15 protein-coding genes and 1 pseudogene are annotated in these 19,392 nt (G+C 49.9%); 5 read left to right on the forward strand and 11 right to left on the reverse strand.

The annotated features are described in order from the left end of the window. Positions 1-45 precede the first annotated feature (45 nt). From silA to silC, 4 genes are all read right to left on the reverse strand, one after another. Positions 46-3,192, reverse strand: coding sequence for a Cu(+)/Ag(+) efflux RND transporter permease subunit SilA (gene silA, locus HV334_RS20545; protein ID WP_022630602.1), 3,147 nt, complete (start codon positions 3,190-3,192; stop codon positions 46-48). Between the two features lie 10 nt (positions 3,193-3,202). Next, on the reverse strand, positions 3,203-4,495 hold the full coding sequence (silB, locus tag HV334_RS20550; RefSeq protein ID WP_115625902.1) for a Cu(+)/Ag(+) efflux RND transporter periplasmic adaptor subunit SilB: 1,293 nt from the start codon (positions 4,493-4,495) through the stop codon (positions 3,203-3,205). Positions 4,496-4,608: 113 nt separating this feature from the next. Beyond that, positions 4,609-4,962 carry a cation efflux system protein CusF gene (cusF, locus tag HV334_RS20555; RefSeq protein ID WP_001246155.1) on the reverse strand — a complete coding sequence of 118 codons (354 nt, stop codon included), beginning with the start codon at positions 4,960-4,962 and terminating at the stop codon, positions 4,609-4,611. 27 nt (positions 4,963-4,989) lie between these two features. After that, positions 4,990-6,375, reverse strand: coding sequence for a Cu(+)/Ag(+) efflux RND transporter outer membrane channel SilC (gene silC, locus HV334_RS20560; RefSeq protein ID WP_000475509.1), 1,386 nt, complete (start codon positions 6,373-6,375; stop codon positions 4,990-4,992). A 189-nt stretch (positions 6,376-6,564) separates the two neighbouring features. Between silC and silR the strand changes: the two genes are divergently transcribed. From silR to HV334_RS20585, 5 genes are all read left to right on the forward strand, one after another. Continuing rightward, a complete protein-coding gene (silR, locus tag HV334_RS20565; RefSeq protein ID WP_115625903.1) occupies positions 6,565-7,245 on the forward strand; it encodes a copper/silver response regulator transcription factor SilR in 681 nt (226 codons plus the stop codon). Beyond that, entirely contained in the window at positions 7,238-8,713 is a 1,476-nt protein-coding gene (gene silS, locus HV334_RS20570) for a copper/silver sensor histidine kinase SilS (protein ID WP_032433718.1), read from the forward strand. Before silR ends, silS begins: the two co-directional genes overlap by 8 nt. Positions 8,714-8,963: 250 nt before the next feature. Continuing rightward, positions 8,964-9,395, forward strand: coding sequence for a silver-binding protein SilE (silE, locus tag HV334_RS20575; RefSeq protein WP_000790483.1), 432 nt, complete (start codon positions 8,964-8,966; stop codon positions 9,393-9,395). A gap of 143 nt (positions 9,396-9,538) precedes the next feature. Continuing rightward, entirely contained in the window at positions 9,539-9,853 is a 315-nt protein-coding gene (locus HV334_RS20580; RefSeq protein WP_181220838.1) for a DUF305 domain-containing protein, read from the forward strand. 28 nt (positions 9,854-9,881) lie between these two features. Continuing rightward, positions 9,882-10,579 (forward strand): IS1-like element IS1B family transposase gene (locus HV334_RS20585; protein WP_095033700.1). Its coding sequence is split into 2 segments (ribosomal slippage): positions 9,882-10,131 and positions 10,131-10,579, totalling 699 coding nucleotides; the frame shifts between segments, so codons are not numbered across the junction. Positions 10,580-10,589: 10 nt separating this feature from the next. On the opposite strand, the gene HV334_RS20590 is transcribed toward HV334_RS20585, so the two are convergent. From HV334_RS20590 to tssK, 7 genes and pseudogenes are all read right to left on the reverse strand, one after another. Beyond that, positions 10,590-11,237, reverse strand: coding sequence for a hypothetical protein (locus tag HV334_RS20590; RefSeq protein WP_181220839.1), 648 nt, complete (start codon positions 11,235-11,237; stop codon positions 10,590-10,592). Between the two features lie 471 nt (positions 11,238-11,708). Further along, complete coding sequence (locus HV334_RS20595; protein WP_181220840.1) at positions 11,709-12,356, reverse strand: hypothetical protein; 648 nt, start codon at positions 12,354-12,356, stop codon at positions 11,709-11,711. A gap of 76 nt (positions 12,357-12,432) precedes the next feature. Then, positions 12,433-15,057: a type VI secretion system ATPase TssH gene (gene tssH, locus HV334_RS20600; RefSeq protein WP_181220841.1), complete on the reverse strand. Its 2,625-nt coding sequence runs from the start codon at positions 15,055-15,057 to the stop codon at positions 12,433-12,435. 161 nt (positions 15,058-15,218) lie between these two features. Continuing rightward, entirely contained in the window at positions 15,219-15,710 is a 492-nt protein-coding gene (gene tssD, locus HV334_RS20605) for a type VI secretion system tube protein TssD (protein ID WP_003024437.1), read from the reverse strand. 16 nt (positions 15,711-15,726) lie between these two features. Next, positions 15,727-17,391 (reverse strand): OmpA family protein, encoded by a 1,665-nt coding sequence (locus HV334_RS20610; RefSeq protein ID WP_181220842.1) that lies wholly within the window; start codon positions 17,389-17,391, stop codon positions 15,727-15,729. Between the two features lie 3 nt (positions 17,392-17,394). Continuing rightward, positions 17,395-18,036, reverse strand: coding sequence for a type VI secretion system protein TssL, short form (gene tssL / locus HV334_RS20615; protein WP_049283263.1), 642 nt, complete (start codon positions 18,034-18,036; stop codon positions 17,395-17,397). Positions 18,037-18,041: 5 nt separating this feature from the next. Next, positions 18,042-19,377 (reverse strand): annotated as a pseudogene (tssK, locus tag HV334_RS20620) (type VI secretion system baseplate subunit TssK). Between the last annotated feature and the right edge of the window lie 15 nt (positions 19,378-19,392).

The following is a 19,392-nucleotide window of genomic DNA, read 5'->3' on the forward strand; positions in this document are numbered from 1 at the left end:
GTGAATCAGTAAAGAAGGACACCCACAGGGGGTGCCCTTTCAGGTTCAGGACACGCTTTTTTTATGTCTGCGCAGCCAGATTAATTTGTAGGCGGCAGGAATAATGAACAGGGACAGCAGCGGAGCCGTGATCATCCCACCAATCATGGGTGCCGCGATACGGCTCATGACTTCTGAACCTGCACCGGTTCCCCAGAGTATTGGCAGCAGACCCGCAATGATCACCGCCACGGTCATGGCTTTCGGCCGGACACGCAGTACGGCACCATGATAGAGGGCTTCATCAAGGCCTTCCGGTGTGAACGTCTCTTTACGGGACAATTCCGGGTGCGCTTCAATGGCATGACGCAGATACATCAGCATGACCACGCCAAACTCTGCTGCCACCCCGGCCAGGGCGATAAACCCGGTTCCGGTCGCCACTGACATATGGAAGCCCTGCCAGTACAGGAACCATATCCCGCCAACCAGGGCAAACGGCAGGCTCATCAGGATCAACAGGGCTTCATCAACCCTGCGGAATGCCAGATATAACAGGATGAAGATGATCATCACCGTCATCGGTACCATCAGTTTTAATTTCTTATTGGCGTGCTCGAGTAATTCAAACTGTCCTGAGAATGCCACACTGGTCCCCGGTCTCAGTTTCACTTTCTCACTGATGGCCGTCTTAATATCGTTCACCACCGACACCATGTCCCTGCCGCGGGCATCAACATAAATCCAGCTGGCTGGCCGGGCATTTTCGGTTTTCAGCATGGTTGGTCCGGAAACGACCTTAATATCGGCAACATCGCCCAGCGTAATTTGCTGCTTCATTGGGGTCAGGATTGGCATCTCTCTCAACGCCTGCGGACTGTTACGGTAATCCTGCGGATAGCGAATGTTAATAGGGTACCGGGCCACGCCTTCAACCGTCTCACCCACCATAGCCCCACCGATTGCTGAAGAGACGAACAGCTGGACGTCGCCCACAGTCATCCCGTACCGGGAAGCTTTTTCCCGGTTAATGTCCACATCAATATAACGTCCACCTTCCAGTCGTTCAGCCAGTGCGGAAACCACACCAGGTACGGTTTTAGCGACTGCTTCGATACTCTGTGCTGTTACATCGATATCCGACAGAACAGTACCCGATACCTTAATACCTATCGGACTTTTAATGCCGGTTGAGAGCATATCAATACGGTTACGGATAGGCGGTACCCAGAGGTTGGCCAGACCCGGTAAACGGACGGTCCTGTCGAGTTCTTCAATAATCTTGTCAATCGTCATGCCTGGACGCCACTGATCCTCAGGTTTCAGTTGGATGGTGGTTTCCATCATTTCGAGCGGAGCAGAATCCGTGGCGGTCTCAGCCTTACCGGTCTTGCCAAAAACTGAGGCCACTTCAGGCACCGTTTTGATTAGTTTGTCCGTGGTCTGTAAGAGCGCAGCAGCTTCTCCAGGAGACACGCCAGGTAACGTTGACGGCATATACAACAGGTCACCTTCGTTAATCTTCGGTAAAAACTCGCCGCCCACCTGACTCAGTGGCCAGATAACAGTGAAAATGGATAAAGCCGCAACCAGCAGGGTTGTTTTTGGCCAGTGTAGTACCCTGAGCAGTAACGGGTGATACGCTTTAATCAGCAACCGGTTCAGTGGGTTACTGGTCTCAGCAGGAATTTTCCCGCGGATCCAGAACCCCATCAGAATAGGGATAACAATGATTGCCAGTATGGCTGCACCCGCCATGGAATACGTTTTTGTAAAGGCCAGCGGACCAAACAGACGCCCTTCCTGCCCTTCCAGGGTAAAAATAGGAATGAACGATAATGTGATAATCAGCAGGCTGATAAACAGCGCTGGACCCACTTCAACGGAGGCGTCAGTGATAACCTTCCAGCGGGTGGCATTATCAATCTGTTCCCCGGGATGCTGATGGTCCCACTCCTCAAGCCGTTTATGCGCGTTTTCGATCATGACGATGGCGGCATCCACCATCGCTCCGACGGCTATTGCAATCCCTCCCAGCGACATAATGTTGGCATTCAGCCCCTGGAAGTGCATGACGATAAAGGCGATACACAGGCCAAGTGGCAGAGAAATAATCGCCACCAGGGCAGAACGGACATGCCAGAGGAACAGTGCGCAAACGACAGCAACAACGATAAACTCTTCAAGAAGCTTGTAACTGAGGTTGTCAATCGCACGATCGATTAACTGGCTGCGATCGTATGTCGTTACGATCTCCACTCCTTCAGGCAGGCTTGCCTTCAGCGTGTCCAGTTTATCCCTCACCGCCGTAATGACTTCGCGTGCATTTTTGCCCGAACGCAGGATCACCACTCCGCCAGCGACTTCGCCCTGACCGTTAAGCTCAGCGATACCACGCCGCATTTCCGGTCCCATTTGTATGCGGGCAACATCACGCAGGTAAACAGGTACTCCATTTTCCCCCGTTTTCAGGACGATATTTTTGAAATCATCAATAGTCTGAAGATAACCGCTGGCCCGGACCATATACTCTGACTCAGCAATTTCAACAGATGAGCCACCGGCTTCCTGGTTAGATGAGCTAAGAGCTTGTTTTACTTCTGGCAGACTGATGCCGTACTGCGTCAGTTTTACCGGGTCAAGCTGGATCTGATACTGCTTAACCACGCCGCCTACGGATGCAACTTCAGCGACATTAGGAATGGTTTTCAGCTCAAACTTCAGGAACCAGTCCTGCAGAGAACGCAGTTCTGAAAGGTCGTGTTTTCCGCTGCGATCGACAAGGGCATATTCAAAAATCCAGCCCACACCCGTGGCATCAGGACCGATTTCAGAACTCACACCAGCAGGCAGTTTTCCCTGAACCTGATTCAGATACTCCAGCACGCGAGAGCGCGCCCAGTACAGATCGGTGCCGTCTTCAAAAATGACATACACATACGAATCCCCGAACTGTGAAAAACCACGCACGGTTTTTGCGCCAGGCACGGACAGCATGGTGGTGGTAAGCGGATAGGTGACCTGGTTTTCTACAATCTGCGGGGCCTGGCCGGGATAGCTGGTTTTGATAATGACCTGCACATCTGACAGGTCAGGCAAGGCATCTACCGGCGTGTTAATAATCGTCCATGTTCCCCAGATGCTGAGAAACAGGGCCCCCATCATGACCAGGAAACGGTTGGCGACAGAGCGCCGGATAATCCATTCAATCATCGTCGTCTCCTCAGTGCCCTGAATGCATATTTACAGGCTGGTCAGACATTGCTGGCATACTGCTTTTTGTTTTTTCAGGGTGGCGCATACGTTCCAGCGCGCCCGTAATATTGGCTTCGGAGTCAATGAGGAACAGGCCACTGACCACCACGGTATCGCCTTCATTCAGGCCGGAGCCGATGCCGGACTGTTGCTGTGATTCATGCAGAACGTGGATCTGTTTCGGCACAAACTTGCCTTCATCATCAACAGTAATCACGCGCTGTTCTTTGCCGGTATCGATAACGGCCTGGCTTGGTATCAGCAGCATCTCCTGGCTTCTGGTATTCAGTTTCAGATAGGCATTCATGCCCGGCTTGAGAAACTCATCCTTATTAGAAACCTGGAGACGGACCTGAAGCGTACGGGTTGTCTGATCCACGCTGGGAAGAATATTCCATTTTTCGACATGGAATGTTTTATCCGGATAAGCCGGTACCGAAATTTCAAACTGCGACGTATCTTTCAGCAGATAGGCGATAGATTCTGGCACTGCAGCGCTGATCCAGACCGGGTCCATTCCCTGAATCTGAGCCACCACCTTATCTTTCGAAATATTCATGCCGGTGCGCAGGTCAAATGCAGTAATGACACCATCAATAGGTGCTTTAATGGTAAAACGGGTCTGAATGCTCCGGGTAGAACGCAGTCTCTGAATATCCTCTTCCGGCATACCTGCCAGGCGAAGCCGTTCCAGAACGCCTTTAATTTGCGTGGAAGTACCACCGGTGCTGGATAACAGAAGGAATTCACTCTGTGCTTCCACCCAGTCCGGAATGGTAATATCGATAAGTGGCGTCCCCTTCTTCACATGATCGCCAATCGTCATGGGGTAGACTTTTTCGACAAACCCGTCAGAACGCGCCTGCACAATAACAAACTGATACTCGTTATAGCTGACATTAGCCGGGATTGTCTGAGAATAATTCAGCATTCCTCGCGTGACTTTTTGCGTTTTTAATCCCAGATTCTGAACCTGGGTTGGGTCGATACGGATCCCGCCACTGCTTTTATCGCCACTGTCATCAGCATATTTTGGCACCAGGTCCATATCCATAAAGGGCGATTTTCCGGGTTTATCAAATTTGGTATCCGGTTTCATTGGGTCATACCAGAAAAGCACCTTTCGTTCCGGTGCCTTTTGTTCTGTTTTTTCTGTCTTTTGTGCTGAGTTTACATACTGCCAGGCAGTAACCGATATCAGCCCCCCTGCTATGAGGCTGCTGATAATTATTGCAGCATATTTTATCTTTAAAGAAGCCATACAATTTTCCGCTAAAAAATCAAAACACCTGGCATATGCGCCTGACGGTTAACTCACACATATACCTATGTGAATGTACAGGCGCACAGGATGTAATCGCTCCGGACAGCCAATCAGGACTGCGTCACGTTAATGCTTTTGAGTAAGGAGATATTGCCCTGCTGAATAAACGAGAAATCGACATGGTTGCCTGTTTTCAGGGCATTAATAGCATCGTCTGCATTAACAAAAGTAAAGCGCATGGTCATTGCAGGCCAGCCCACCGCTGGAATTGCTTCATGCGAAATGGTGATTTTCTTAGTATTCATATCAATGTCTTTAACGACACCGGTGCCCTTGATAACTTGCTGTACCGAAGCATCACTGGCAGTATTCATATCGCCATGCTGATGTGTTTCAGCATGAAGACCGGCAGAAAACATGACAGAGAAGGCACCAAATAAAACGGCTTTAAGTGAATTACGCATTTTAATTTCCTGATTAATTAAATAAATTTACTCTACCCAACCGCCACCCAGCGCGGTAAACAGATTAATTTCGTTAACCTGCCGGGAATAGGTAAGATCGAGAATGGTTTGCTGGGTAGCGAAGAGGGAACGTTCTGCATCCAGCACTTCGATGTAACTGACAGCACCACTTGCATACAATCCTCTGGCACGCTGGAGAGTTATCTGAAGTGAATCAAGATAACGCTGCTGTGACTCAAGTTGCTGGCTAAGGCTGTCGCGCAGCGCAAGCGTGTCGGAAACATCCTTAAAGGCTGACTGAATTTTTTGTTCGTAATTAACCACCGACTGTTGCTGGCGAATTTCAGCCAGCTTCAGATTGGCTTTATTCCTGCCAGCATTAAATATAGGAATTTCAATTTTAGGGATAAAATTCCACATTCCACTTCCTGACGTAAACAGGCTGGACAGCTCCGTACTGCTTGCGGAAAGACCACTGGTCAGGGTAATGGAGGGGAAAAAGGCCGCTCGCGCTGCGCCAATATTGGCATCAGCCGCTTTCAGCTGATATTCCGCTTCCATAATATCCGGTCGCTGCAGCAAAATTTGTGAAGACAGATTTGGTGGTAATTTTACTGGTGCGATCTCCCCGCCTTTCATCCCTTTTTCTGACGGAAGTGCGCGGTACGTTCCCAGCACCAGTTGCAGGGCATTGTTTGCCTTAGCCAGATCGCCTTCTCGTTTGGCTATTTCGGCGCGGGTACTTTCGATTTGTCCCCTGGCCTGTTCAAGAGCCAGAACGTTCGTACTCCCGGTCACGAGCTGTTGCTCAACGAAAGCATAGGACTGTTGATAATTTTTCAGCGTTTCCCGCGCAATACGGAGTTGTTCGTACGCCAGTTGCTGGCTGAAATAACTTTGTGAAACGCTGGAGACCAGCAGGATGTGTACGGCCCGACGGGCTTCTTCGCTGGCAAAGTAGTTCTGGCGATCAGCGTCACTCATGTTCTTAAGTTTGCCGAAAAAATCGAGCTCATAGCTGAGTTCCAGACCCGCGTCGTACTCCTGTGTGGTCGGCTTGTCGCCTTTCAGACCACCGCTGTATGTGATCCCGGATGAGGCATTCAGCTGGGGATAACGATCTGCATCCGTGACGTTGAACTGGGCCCGGGCCTCTTCAACCTTCAGGGCAGCCATTCTCAAATCGCGGTTATTATTCAGGGCTTCAGTAATCAGCCGTGTAACCTGGGGATCGACAAAAAAGTTACGCCAGCCCGTATCCTGATAACCATTCACTGCTGGCGTCAGGCTGTTTCGGGACAGTGAAAACTGCTGGGGTACCGGTGCTGCCGGGCGCTGATATTCAGGTGCCAGAGAGACACAACCGGCCAGGATGAATATCGTGCTAATGCTGAGTAATTTTAATTTGAACATAACGCTTCTCGTCCAGGCAGACCTGGTAAATGGTTCAAATGAAGTCCAGAGTATTACCAGGGTTACTTTACAGAATGCACTCTGTTTGTCGGGTGACAGGATAATGACAATGTTGTCATTTTTGCTGTAATCCGTTGATAACGATCGTGGGCGCAATAGAATGACCTTAGCAGCCAGCCGGGGAGCAAGATGAAAATATTGATCGTCGAAGACGAAATTAAAACAGGTGAATATCTCAGCAAAGGGCTTAGAGAGGCAGGGTTCGTAGTGGATCACGCTGATAATGGTCTTACCGGATATCATCTCGCCATGACAGCCGAGTATGATTTAGTCATTCTGGACATCATGCTGCCTGATGTGAACGGCTGGGATATCATCCGGATGCTGCGCACTGCCGGAAAGGGTATGCCGGTCTTACTGCTGACGGCCCTCGGCACGATCGAACACAGGGTCAAAGGACTGGAACTGGGTGCGGACGATTATCTGGTTAAACCCTTTGCGTTTGCCGAACTGCTGGCCCGGGTGAAAACCCTTCTGAGGCGGGGAAACACGATGATCACGGAAAGCCAGTTTAGGGTGGCTGATCTCTCGATTGATCTCGTATCCAGAAAAGTCAGTCGCGCCGGAAACCGCATTGTGCTCACCAGTAAAGAGTTCAGCCTGCTGGAATTTTTCATTCGCCATCAGGGAGAGGTTCTTCCCCGTTCCCTGATTGCCTCTCAGGTCTGGGACATGAATTTTGACAGCGACACTAACGCGATTGATGTCGCCGTAAAGCGACTCCGCGCTAAAATAGACAACGATTACGGGACAAAGCTGATCCAGACTGTCCGGGGCGTGGGCTATATGCTGGAGGCCCCGGATGCATAGCAAACCTTCCAGGCGCCCTTTCTCACTCGCCCTGCGGCTGACCTTTTTTATCAGCCTGTCCACGATACTGGCTTTTATCGCCTTCACCTGGTTTATGCTGCATTCTGTTGAAAATCATTTTGCCGAGCAGGATGTCAGCGATCTTCAACAAATCAGCACTACCCTGAACCGTATACTGCAGTCCCCGGTGGATCCGGATGAAAAAAAAGTAAGCAAAATAAAGGAGTCGATTGCCAGCTACCGCAACGTTGCCCTTTTGCTCCTCAATCCCAGGGGGGAAGTGCTCTTTAGTTCAGCGCAGGGGGCGGCACTACACCCGGCCGTGAATTCCGCAGATTTTAGCGAGCACAGCCGCGCACGGGATGTCTTTCTCTGGACGGTGGAGGATCCTGCGAGACCGATGGATACCGGGTCTGAAATGAAGATGGAAACATACCGGATTATCGCCTCCTCTGGCCAGGCGATATTTCAGGGCAAACAGCAGAATTATGTCATGCTGACTGGCCTCTCCATTAATTTCCATCTCCATTACCTCGATGCGCTGAAAAAAAATCTGATTGCGATCGCCGTCGTGATAAGCCTGCTGATTGTTCTGATCATTCGCATCGCTGTCCGTCAGGGGCACCTGCCCCTTCGTAATGTCAGCAATGCCATTAAAAACATCACCTCCGAGAATCTTGATGCGCGGCTGGAACCGACACGCGTTCCCATTGAGCTGGAGCAACTGGTTATCTCGTTCAATCATATGATTGGAAAGATTGAGGACGTCTTTACCCGCCAGGCCAATTTCTCTGCCGATATCGCGCATGAGATCAGAACGCCCATCACCAATCTGGTGACGCAGACTGAAATCGCACTGAGTCAGGATCGAACCCAGAAGGAACTTGAGGATGTCCTCTACTCCAGTCTTGAAGAGTATAACCGGATGACCAAAATGGTCAGCGACATGCTGTTTCTGGCACAGGCGGACAATAACCAGCTTATACCTGACAGGGTCCGTTTTGACCTCAGAGCAGAAGTCATGAAAGTCTTCGAGTTTTTCGAAGCCTGGGCCGAAGAACGCAATATCACGCTCAAATTTAACGGGATGCCCTGCCTGGTTGAGGGAGATCCACAAATGTTCAGAAGAGCGATCAATAATCTGTTATCCAATGCCCTGCGTTATACCCCGGAGGGACAGGCCATCACCGTCTCAATAAGAAAGCAGGAGAGCTTTTTTGACCTTGTGATTGAAAATCCAGGGAAACCGATCCCTGAAGAACATTTATCAAGGCTGTTTGACCGTTTTTATCGGGTGGATCCATCCAGACAACGAAAAGGAGAAGGCAGCGGCATCGGCCTTGCGATTGTGAAGTCAATCGTGGAAGCACATCACGGAAGAGTGCAGGTGGAATCAGACGTACGCTCCACGCGTTTTATCTTATCCGTGCCCAGACTGGAGAAAATGATCCCGGAAACCCAATGCTGAAAATAAAGATGTAAATGACAAAGATGTCATTAGCCTGTCATGCAGCAAACAGAAGCCATTCGATATAATTAGTGCAACTTATCAGGAAGGCTGGATTGCTTCATCAATACCCGGCGTCAGAGTACGCCAGGAAATGAATATCCAGCCCTCTTCCGGAGAAATAAACGCTGCCGAACTTGTTTCAGTTATGGAACTGAAAACACCGGTTGTACTTCCCCGGACATCACTAATTCAGAAATGGAGAGTTATCATGAAAAATATCGTATTAGCATCTTTGCTGGGCTTTGGTTTAATTTCATCGGCCTGGGCCACTGAAACCGTGAATATCCATGATCGCGTCAACAATGCACAGGCTCCTGCTCACCAGATGCAGTCTGCTGCGGCTCCTGTCGGGATCCAGGGGACTGCTCCTCGTATGACCGGTATGGACCAGCATGAACAGGCCATTATTGCTCATGAAACCATGACGAACGGCTCGGCGGATGCGCACCAGAAAATGGTGGAAAGTCATCAGAAGATGATGGGAAATAACACGGTATCCACGACCGTCCCGTCAACGTCTTACGCGGCGATGAATGAGCATGAAAGAGCAGCGGTTGCCCATGAATTCATGAATAACGGGCAATCCGGCCCACATCAGGCCATGGCCGAAGCGCACCGCCGCATGATCAATGCAGGCTGAATGCGACGGTAGTATCCGTGCTGTTACCTTTTCCCTGATAGATTTTCCTGAAACAACGTTGCTACATTTTTGCCCCCCGTCAGGGGGCTTTTTTGTCTGACTCAGCTACACTTAACCGGTACCTGTCTGAAAGGAATTATTATATGAAAATCAAAAACACCCTTTTTGTAATATTAATGTTATCCCTGCCAGCCATTTCTGCTGAACATTCGGAAATGAAAATGTCAGATATGCACTCATCGGCATCATCACAGGAATATATGGCTGGCATGAAAAATATGCATGAAAAAATGATGGCCGCCGTTAATGAATCCAATCCCGATAAGGCCTTTGCAAAAGGTATGATCGCACACCATGAAGGGGCAATCGCAATGGCTGAGACCGAGCTCAAATACGGAAAAGATCCCGAAATGAGAAAGCTTGCGCAGGACGGTGATGCTGCCAACTTACTGATTTAGTGTATGATGGTGTTTTTGAGGTGCTCCAGTGGCTTCTGTTTCTATCAGCTGTCCCTCCTGTTCAGCTACTGACGGGGTGGTGCGTAACGGCAAAAGCACTGCCGGACATCAGCGCTATCTCTGCTCTCACTGCCGTAAAACATGGCAACTGCAGTTCACTTACACCGCTTCTCAACCCGGTACGCACCAGAAAATCATTGATATGGCCATGAATGGCGTTGGATGCCGGGCAACCGCCCGCATTATGGGCGTTGGCCTCAACACGATTTTCCGCCATTTAAAAAACTCAGGCCGCAGTCGGTAACCTCGCGCATACAGCCGGGCAGTGACGTCATCGTCTGCGCGGAAATGGACGAACAGTGGGGATACGTCGGGGCTAAATCGCGCCAGCGCTGGCTGTTTTACGCGTATGACAGGCTCCGGAAGACGGTTGTTGCGCACGTATTCGGTGAACGCACTATGGCGACGCTGGGGCGTCTTATGAGCCTGCTGTCACCCTTTGACGTGGTGATATGGATGACGGATGGCTGGCCGCTGTATGAATCCCGCCTGAAGGGAAAGCTGCACGTAATCAGCAAGCGATATACGCAGCGAATTGAGCGGCATAACCTGAATCTGAGGCAGCACCTGGCACGGCTGGGACGGAAGTCGCTGTCGTTCTCAAAATCGGTGGAGCTGCATGACAAAGTCATCGGGCATTATCTGAACATAAAACACTATCAATAAGTTGGAGTCATTACCCCCGACCAGAAGTGAAATCACTCCACGGTTGCACCCATGTCATAAACGAAGGCAAACTCCCTTTATAGGGTTTATGAACAGCACAATTATCCGACGGGTCTGGAAACAGTAATGGTAAAAATCCTTTATTCTTATAATTGCCTATCGGCCCATAAAAATCCCATCGATTCAGTGCTCGCTCTTTACTGACTAACCTTAGTCTTGACTGGTAGTCTGAGGGAAGAATTGCCCTGTAGAAGCCTAAAAGATCAGAGGTAAGATCCTCTCCGCTAAAACCACTGTCGGTATACCAACTAAAGCACCAATTAGCTTGCAAACTTTCAAACAAGCGCGCCGTCGTCATCATCATGGCCAACGCAACGCTGTTTTTCTCACATGCAGATAAACCTTGTTTGATACGCCACTTAACAAACTTTCCTGTACCAAACTGGCGATGGTATACAAACATTTTTTGGCTATAAGTGACTTCATAATAACCATCACAGCCTGATTCACCTCGTTTTATATCTATCATCAGGTTTTTGATATCACTTCCCTGTGCATGGCCTATATCTATCCATCCCAATATTTCGCTATAAACAAGCCCTGTTTTACGAGTCGATGTCCACTCAGAAGGTTCAATAATATCGTTACGTTTACTCATTATTAGCCCTTAACTCAAACTCAATACTACAAGTAGATCGGACAGAATAACGGTAAAGAACGCTTAACTGCTCCAGCCCCTCAAAACGCACCACATCCAGTGCATGCGGGCATGAAGGAATCGTTAAGCTGTAGCGGTTAAGCGTGGGCCGTGATGTTGTTAGTTCCATATTCATAGAGTTAACTCCATTTAATTAAATATATTTACGCACTTATAAAGCCATCATAATACTGACCAACACAATTTCCCATTAACTAAAAAATCACAGATAATCATCCCAATTACTACGCACATGAGGCCAGCCAAATCTCATCATAAAATACCCTAAAACAATCAATAAAATATTTCCCGCGCCCCATAAATATCGAAACGCATCGTTAGAAACAAAAAAAAACCAAATAGAAAAGGCAATGCCAAACATGCATAATATATTACCCATCAGATATGAAAAATAATACATTAAATATATTACTATTTCTCTAAACTTCCCAGACCTTCCAGAAAACATTGGCAAACCTCATTAAAAAAAACCTCATTTGTATTGTGAAGCTCAATTGCTTTTTCAAAAGGTGAAACAAGATCTTCTATCAGAAAATAAAGCAGATCCAGGTCTCCCATATCTTTCAATTTTTGGTAATGGCCAGGACTCCTTGCAGCCAGATAGCGAGATGTATAGATTGCCCTGGATACCTCCGCTCCCAACGTAAGAAGCGAGCCTATACAAGCACCTGAAAAAAATGCCGTGACCAACCGATTAGAAATAACATACCCAATTTTAACGCCAGTTAGCCCTGAGAAAATCATCCTTCCGGCACTATCCCCAACTATTTTTTCCACCATTAAAGAAAAATCCAGTCGAGAAGAAAAATCATTAATAAAAACCCCAACAACCTGACCTATCAACTCCTTATTAAACCCCACTTTATTAATAAGTCTGGCAAACCTGTATTTGTCATCTGCATTCGTTCTGTGATGTTCTGTATCCATAAAATCATAAGCCAGATATCCCATACTCACCGGAAATGATATAAGCCCTTTTGTCAAAGCAGCTATAAATCCAGAATCATCAATGTTAATAGCTTCGAGCATATCTTTGGCAAGCTCTTTAGCACCATCCATATTTAGTCCTGTTGCGCAACGCACATCCCAGTACAATATAAAACCCAGCATTAGTCTTATCTCTGGGTTTTATTTTTCACTCGTTATCAATTATCAATTCAATTCCCTCTTCATCACTCCAACTCAAAGTGAGCTGCTGAGGTTTTTGCTGCCGGGAAAGATACGTTAACAACTGCTGGCTGAGCACTGGCAAGATTTGTTGATTCAGCAGGCTATCAATATTCCTCGCCCCCGTATCCGGTAGCAGACAAGCGGCTGTCAGGGCATCAAAAAGGTTCTCAGATATCGTCGTAGTGATGCCGTAGTGACGCAGTAATCGCTGTCTAACTTGATCCAGTTTCATTTGTACAATCGTACGTAACGCAGGTTCACTGAGCGGATGGTAGATAATAGTCTGGAAGCGGGCCAGTAGCGCCGGCTGGAAATGATCGCGCAAGAGGGGGCGCAGCAGCTCGTGCAGATCGGACTCCGTGGTTTCCGGCTGTTCTTCCAGCATCTGCATCACAGCGTCGCCGCCAAGATTGGAAGTCATCAAAATAACGGTGTTGCGAAAATCAATTTCTCGGCCTTCACCATCTCGCATGAAACCGCGGTCAAATACCTGGTAAAACAGGTTTATGACGTCGCGATGCGCTTTTTCTACTTCATCCAGCAATACCACGCTATAAGGGCGTTTTCGCACTGCTTCAGTCAGGATCCCTCCCTGACCATAACCCACATACCCCGGAGGTGAGCCCTTGAGTTGGCTCACGGTGTGCGACTCCTGATACTCAGACAGATTAATCGTGATCAGCGATTTTTCACCGCCAAAGTGAATGTCAGCCAGGGCCAGCGCCGTCTCCGTTTTCCCGGTTCCGCTTGGTCCAGTTAGCAGAAAAACACCCTGTGGGCCGTTTTCCGGCGTAAGTCCTGTTTTTGATGCCCGCAACCGCTGTGCGATAGTATTTAGCGCGTAATCCTGCCCGACAACGCGGTTTCCCATCTGGGTTTCAAGCGTCAGCAAGTCTGTCTGGGAGTCCTTCATTAGTGAAGACAACGGTACACCGGTCCAGTCGGCGATCACCGTAGCTACTGTGCGCGCGTCTACATCCGGAAACAGTAAAGGATGGCCCTGCTGAAGCACACTAAGCTGTTGCTGCAATTCAATCGTTTCCGCCTGACGAGAAATATCACGGCGGCTGGTCAGCAGTTGCTCAGTGAGCGCTATTTCCTGGCCATACTGGGTTTCCAGTTCATCAAGCTCGACAAGCAGGCGATTTTCATGCTGTTCAATGCTGGCCAGCCTTTCATCATGCTGACCATTTCCTACTGCGAGGTCTGCAAGCAACGCCTGTTTTTCAATTTCAAGCGCGGTGATCTCCGACTTCAAGCGCGTAAGTGGTTCAGGAACGGTATCAAGGCATATCCGTACTCTTGCACCTGCGGTATCCAGCAGGTCGACGGCTTTGTCGGGTAATTGCCGCCCGGTAAGATAGCGGCGAGAGAGCATAACAGCGGCTTTAACTGCTTCGTCGGTGATATGAACGCCATGGTGTTCCGCGTAGCGTGATTTCAGACCACGCAGCATTAAACAGGCAGTGTCATCATCCGGTTCATCCACTTTAACCATCTGAAAACGCCGCTCCAGCGCAGCATCACGCTCAAAATACTGTTTATATTCGCTCCATGTGGTCGCTGCGATGGTTCGCAATTCACCTCTGGCCAGAGCGGGTTTTAGCAGGTTGGCTGCATCAGCTCCCCCCGCCTGATTACCGGCCCCAATGATGGTGTGTGCTTCATCGATAAAGAGCAGAACAGGAGTTGGCGATTGCTGAACGGCATCAATGATATTTTTTAATCGCTGCTCAAACTCACCTTTCACTCCAGCACCTGCCTGCAACAGCCCAAGATCCAGCGTACGTAAGGTTACTGTTTTCAGGCTATCCGGCACATTACCTTCAGCAATACGCAGCGCCAGCCCCTCCACCAAAGCGGTCTTGCCGACGCCGGGTTCCCCAACCAGAATTGGATTGTTTTTTCGACGACGAGATAGCACATCCACCATTTGCCGAATTTCATTATCACGACCAAATACCGGATCGATATCACCGGCACGCGCTTTCGCGGTCACGTCTAATGTAAATTTATCGAGCACACCTTGTAATGCGGGCGACAAAGTCGACTGGGCCAGATTTCGACCCGGTTCATCATCAGAGGTAAACTGCGCCAGAGCAGCCTCTTGCTGCCTTTCAGGACGTTCATCTGACTGGACATTTAATAGCGGCAGGAGCCGTTCCAGTTGAGTATGTCCTGCGCTCAGAAGAGGCCACAGGCCGTCACACTTCAGTAGCGAAGGCTTTCCCACCAGCGCCATCAGCAGATGCACACCACGTATCTGCGAATTTTCATCCGTTGCTGCACACAGCCACGCTTGTTGCATTAAAGAGAGGAGAACATCAGACAACTGCGGGCGGCTTTTTACGGAACGAGGCTGAACATCCAGATGCGCCAGCAGCGACTGCCAGATATTGTCGATATCCCATTCATAACGACGTGCAATGACAGTAATATCGCCCTCTCCCTGTTCCAATAGCTTCAGTAACCAGTGTTCAGGAGTGATTTCTGCATGCGCACGCGTTTGACATAACGATGCCGCCGCTTCAAGCGCCTGAGCACAATAGGGGTTGAGACGTCGTAATAACACTGCTGACTGGTGTTCCATTTGCTTCCTGACTCCCTGTATTCAGGCACGCTACCGCCCGTGGCCGTAACCCAATGCCCATAAGGTAATAGTGACGTTGATACTCTCTGCTAAATCCCCGAGCCGGATACTCAGCAGAGGGCATAAAAAAACGGATGAGGAAATCCTCATCCGTTAGTGCGTTACGCGGTGGTACGCTCGTTCCAGGCGTCAGAATGGATAATGTTGCCATCCTTGTACGTCCAGACGATCTTCTCGTAGCGCAGTTCAATCTGTTCCAGGTGGTTATGCTTCTCTTTAGCCGGATCTTTGATGTCGTACATCACAGGATTTACTTTCACCACTTTCACGTTATGCAGAGTGGTGTTGAAGTATTCCACTTCCTGACCAGCATCATTGATGCGATACCATTTGAACTCTGCCTGACGCAGGGTCTGACCAGTGGTTACAGCCTTGTACAGATACGGGCTGGAAGCATCGATTTCCTTAGTGAAAAGAAACGGGGTATGGATGCGCGTCCCGGTCAACTTACCGGTGTTGTTATCGGTAGGGATGTACAGGTTATGTTCCTGAGCCACTACTTCGATACTGCCCACACGGTCTTTCACATCAACAGAGCCCTTAATATCCGCACCGCCGTCGTCTTTCAGCCAAAGGTAGACTGGAATTGCCATAACTCTTTCTCCATTTTTACTTCGTTAATGCGTCACCGCCTTGCGGTGACGGTTCCTTCATGCCCGACACCCGACAGGCATCAGCCTGCGGTACCAGACTGATCTCTACACGGCGGTTGGCAGCCCTCCCCTCCGGCGTATCGTTGGTTTTGTAGGGACGTAATTCGCCGTAACCCTGAACAGCAAAACAGCTCTCCGCGACGTCACCGGTATCACGCATCCAGTCGCGAACAGATTCCGCGCGTTTGAGAGAGAGCTGCTGATTAGATTTATCGTCACCCACATCATCGGTATGCCCGGCGATGACTATCAGCCAACCGGGCTTGGCTTTGATATTGACCAAAGCTCGAATGAGTACTTTTGTTGAACCCGCTTTTAACGCCCATTCGCCCGTATCAAACAGCGACATACTGTCCAGTCGAACGGTATGCGGGGAGGCCACTTTCGGTTTTTCAGTTGGCAGCCAGTCGCTGATGGCGGCCTGCAAAGGCGGGATCAATCTCATCCCCTGATACAATCCCATTGAAAGAGAAAGGGGCTCACCACGCTGATACCAGCGATCAAGCCGCTGTGCATCACGACGAAGCTGTTCCTGGGCCTGAATCTTTGGCTCGGCAGGATTGCCAGTAAGATGGCGGTATAACATCAGATGATCGTTTGTGATCCTGATGAGATGTTGGTTATTGATAAAGCTGCACGTCATCGCCAGCCCGACAAAAATGCCGCATAGCAGACCGCTTACGCCCAGCGTTCGTTGAAATGCGGTCAGTGCCCGGCGGCGGGATAAAAAGGGCAACGCTAAATCAGGAAAAGGCAGCAGTACGGGCGCTGCTGATGCCGCAGGAGAAAGCGTTGTTTGAGCAGTTATATGCCGTTGCCACAGATTATTTTCGTAAACCGCTAATGAGGTGAAACACACAACCCGTAAAGCAGAGAAAAGAGGCGGAGCATGGCGTTCGGTATCGCCTTGCACCTTCTTCAGCCAGCCCAGTAAATTATCTAACCACACTGCATGTGTTAGATGAGAATGGCGAGCCGGGCGCTCTTCCGAAGAGAAAGGTGCAAAGTCGTCTAATCCCGTAGCTGACTGCACCTCTGCATCCTGAGGGGTTCGAATAAACCAACGTACAGTCTCATTACATTGAGGGGAATTCAGCCAACAGCACAACCAAAACGGCGGTATACCTGATAACCAACGCCGACTCTGGGTTACCACACGCCGCCAACTGAGTAGCATATGCTTAAGCGCATCTTCATCTTTATGCCGTTCCGGGGTCAATGCCAGCATCACGGACACGCGCATTAGAAGCCCCGGACGCTGTACAGCTATCTGACGAACCAGAGCAATAAAATGTTCCGGGGACTGGACAGATAAATACCAGCCCTGCGAACTCTCGCAAGAATCGCTACGTCCGGCAAACAATGGCTCATTGTCGCCACACACCAGCACGACAGGCCCACTGAAACTCTCCGGAGGGAGCGCAACTTCACGAGCAGAATGCTCAGGCTTCAACCGACCATACTGACGCCAGCCATAAACGATCCCTGGAATGGAAAGCAATAAAACAATGACGGTAAGGCCGCCCCGGATACCCGCACTTACTGGGCTGAATCCCCAGACCAACAGTAAAGCCAGTACGGCCGCCAGCACATAGTTAACGATCCCTCGCAACTGGGCCATGTCTTAACCCTGCCCAATCAGCTGAGCAATCTGCCCTTGTAAGACATGAGAAAATGTTAGCCACAAAGCCCCCAACGCCAGCGCGCCAACAATCCATGCCAGCCACCAGCGGCGCTTACCGCCAGAGAAGCCGGACGCACGCATAATTACTGGTGAATCGTGTTTTAACTTAAAAGGCATCGCCTGAGTTGACAGCGCTTCGAGAACATCTTCACGACGTTCATCACCCTGCTCACGATAGCGACCCACAAAACCAAGCGTGATTGCGCGATAAAAGCAGGTTAATACGGCGGTATCAGGAACGGGCTCGCGCAGTACGGTACGAATGCGCTCCCAGAGCTCTTCCCCGGCATTGGTGGTATTGAAATAGTGGGCCTGTAAGGGTGTCGCAAGCCAGGTGATATAACCGCTATCCTGCCGGTTACGGTTCAACACGCTTTCATCCAGTAACGCACATTGGGTGTAGAGCATGTGTTCAACGCTGTGCTCGCTGTACCCCAGATCACGCAATGCATTACGCGCAGAATCCACCCATTGGCAGGCCCGGCGATAAAAAGCAGCCCCATCGTCGACTTCCAACCCGCCACGTAGCTGGCTTACAGCAAGCCAGGTTGGCCAGAACACCTGATCAATATCCTTATTCATTTATTTCAATCCCTTAATACGGCGAATAACTCGAGTTGAATCTCTCCCAGCGTTCCCGGCACATAGAAGGCGCAATTACCAGCGTCCAGCATGGCCTGAGCTGCTGGATGATTAATCTCAAGAGCAAAGTATTGATTTTCCAGTCGTAACGGGATGGCTGCGGGTACATGCGTCAGCGGTTTTAACGGAATTCCGCTGAGTGCTACATTGACTACATCAGACACGTCTGCCCTGCTCCCCGCTTTACAGAGCTGTGGAAATTGCGTCAGTAGGACATGCGCAGGGAGATCTGAACGAACGGACAGGTAAAAATCAGCGCCTTCACGCAGTCGAGCATCCGACAGTGCACCATTCCAGAACTGTCTCTCCTGCGTCAGCTCAATAGCGACAACACGAGATGGCAGGCTGGCTTCCAGCAGTTCCACCAGCAATGCAAACAATGGAGGGAATACTTGCTGCGGATTTGCGTGCTGGTATGGAGGCACAACGCTGACATCATGTTCTAATGAAAAGGTCAGCAGGCTGCCCGCTAACCGCGCCAGTTCACGCCACAAAAGTTCGGGGTGACGGCCTGGGTTTTGCAGCATTTCTCTCAGTACAGGTTCCGAGCTATTAAGCGCATTCAGCAGCCAAAACAACGAAACATCTGCTACCGCAAAATCCGCCATTCGTTCGTTACTTTCACGACGCAAGGCCATCAGACGGCGACAACGGGCCTGGATGCGATGCACCAAATCACTGAGAGAATTGATTAATAAGGGGCTGGCTGAGAGTGAAAGCGATGGCGGTAAAAAATCGCGTCCCAGCTCCCATTGCCCCTGAGCATTACGAGTCAGGCAAGCTACCGGACAGGTCAGATAAGCGCTGTTATCATCGTGGGCATACCGGAGGGTGATAGCATGCCGCAGCACTGCCATATCAGTCCGTTCCTGACCAGAGAGATCCTGCACTGGCAGCCATTTGCTGCCAGCGACATGGACGGCTAACGCCGTTGCCTGACGAAAGATTGCCGCCATTAGCCGAAAGCAGCGGCAACGCCAGGACGATATCAACGCTGCTGTAACCAGTAAGATGCGATAAATCACACGCCGGAGGCAGGTTATCTGAAATACCTGTATCCACTAACGTACCGTCAGGAAAACGCACAACCAGATTAACGGGATTCAAACGGGAAACCGTTAGCGCACTTTCATCAAACTCCGCGCTGATGACGCCCCACGGTGATGAAAGTGACATATGAGCCACAACGTCGGCTACATAGGCATCCCAACGTGTCTGTTGCTGAAACTGCTGGGGAGCCAGAAAGGCCCCCTCGCTCCATAACGGGCGATAGATCTTCATCGCACCTCCTGTGCA

Source organism: Citrobacter sp. RHBSTW-00944 (genome assembly GCF_013615435.1).
Classification (GTDB): domain Bacteria; phylum Pseudomonadota; class Gammaproteobacteria; order Enterobacterales; family Enterobacteriaceae; genus Citrobacter; species Citrobacter braakii.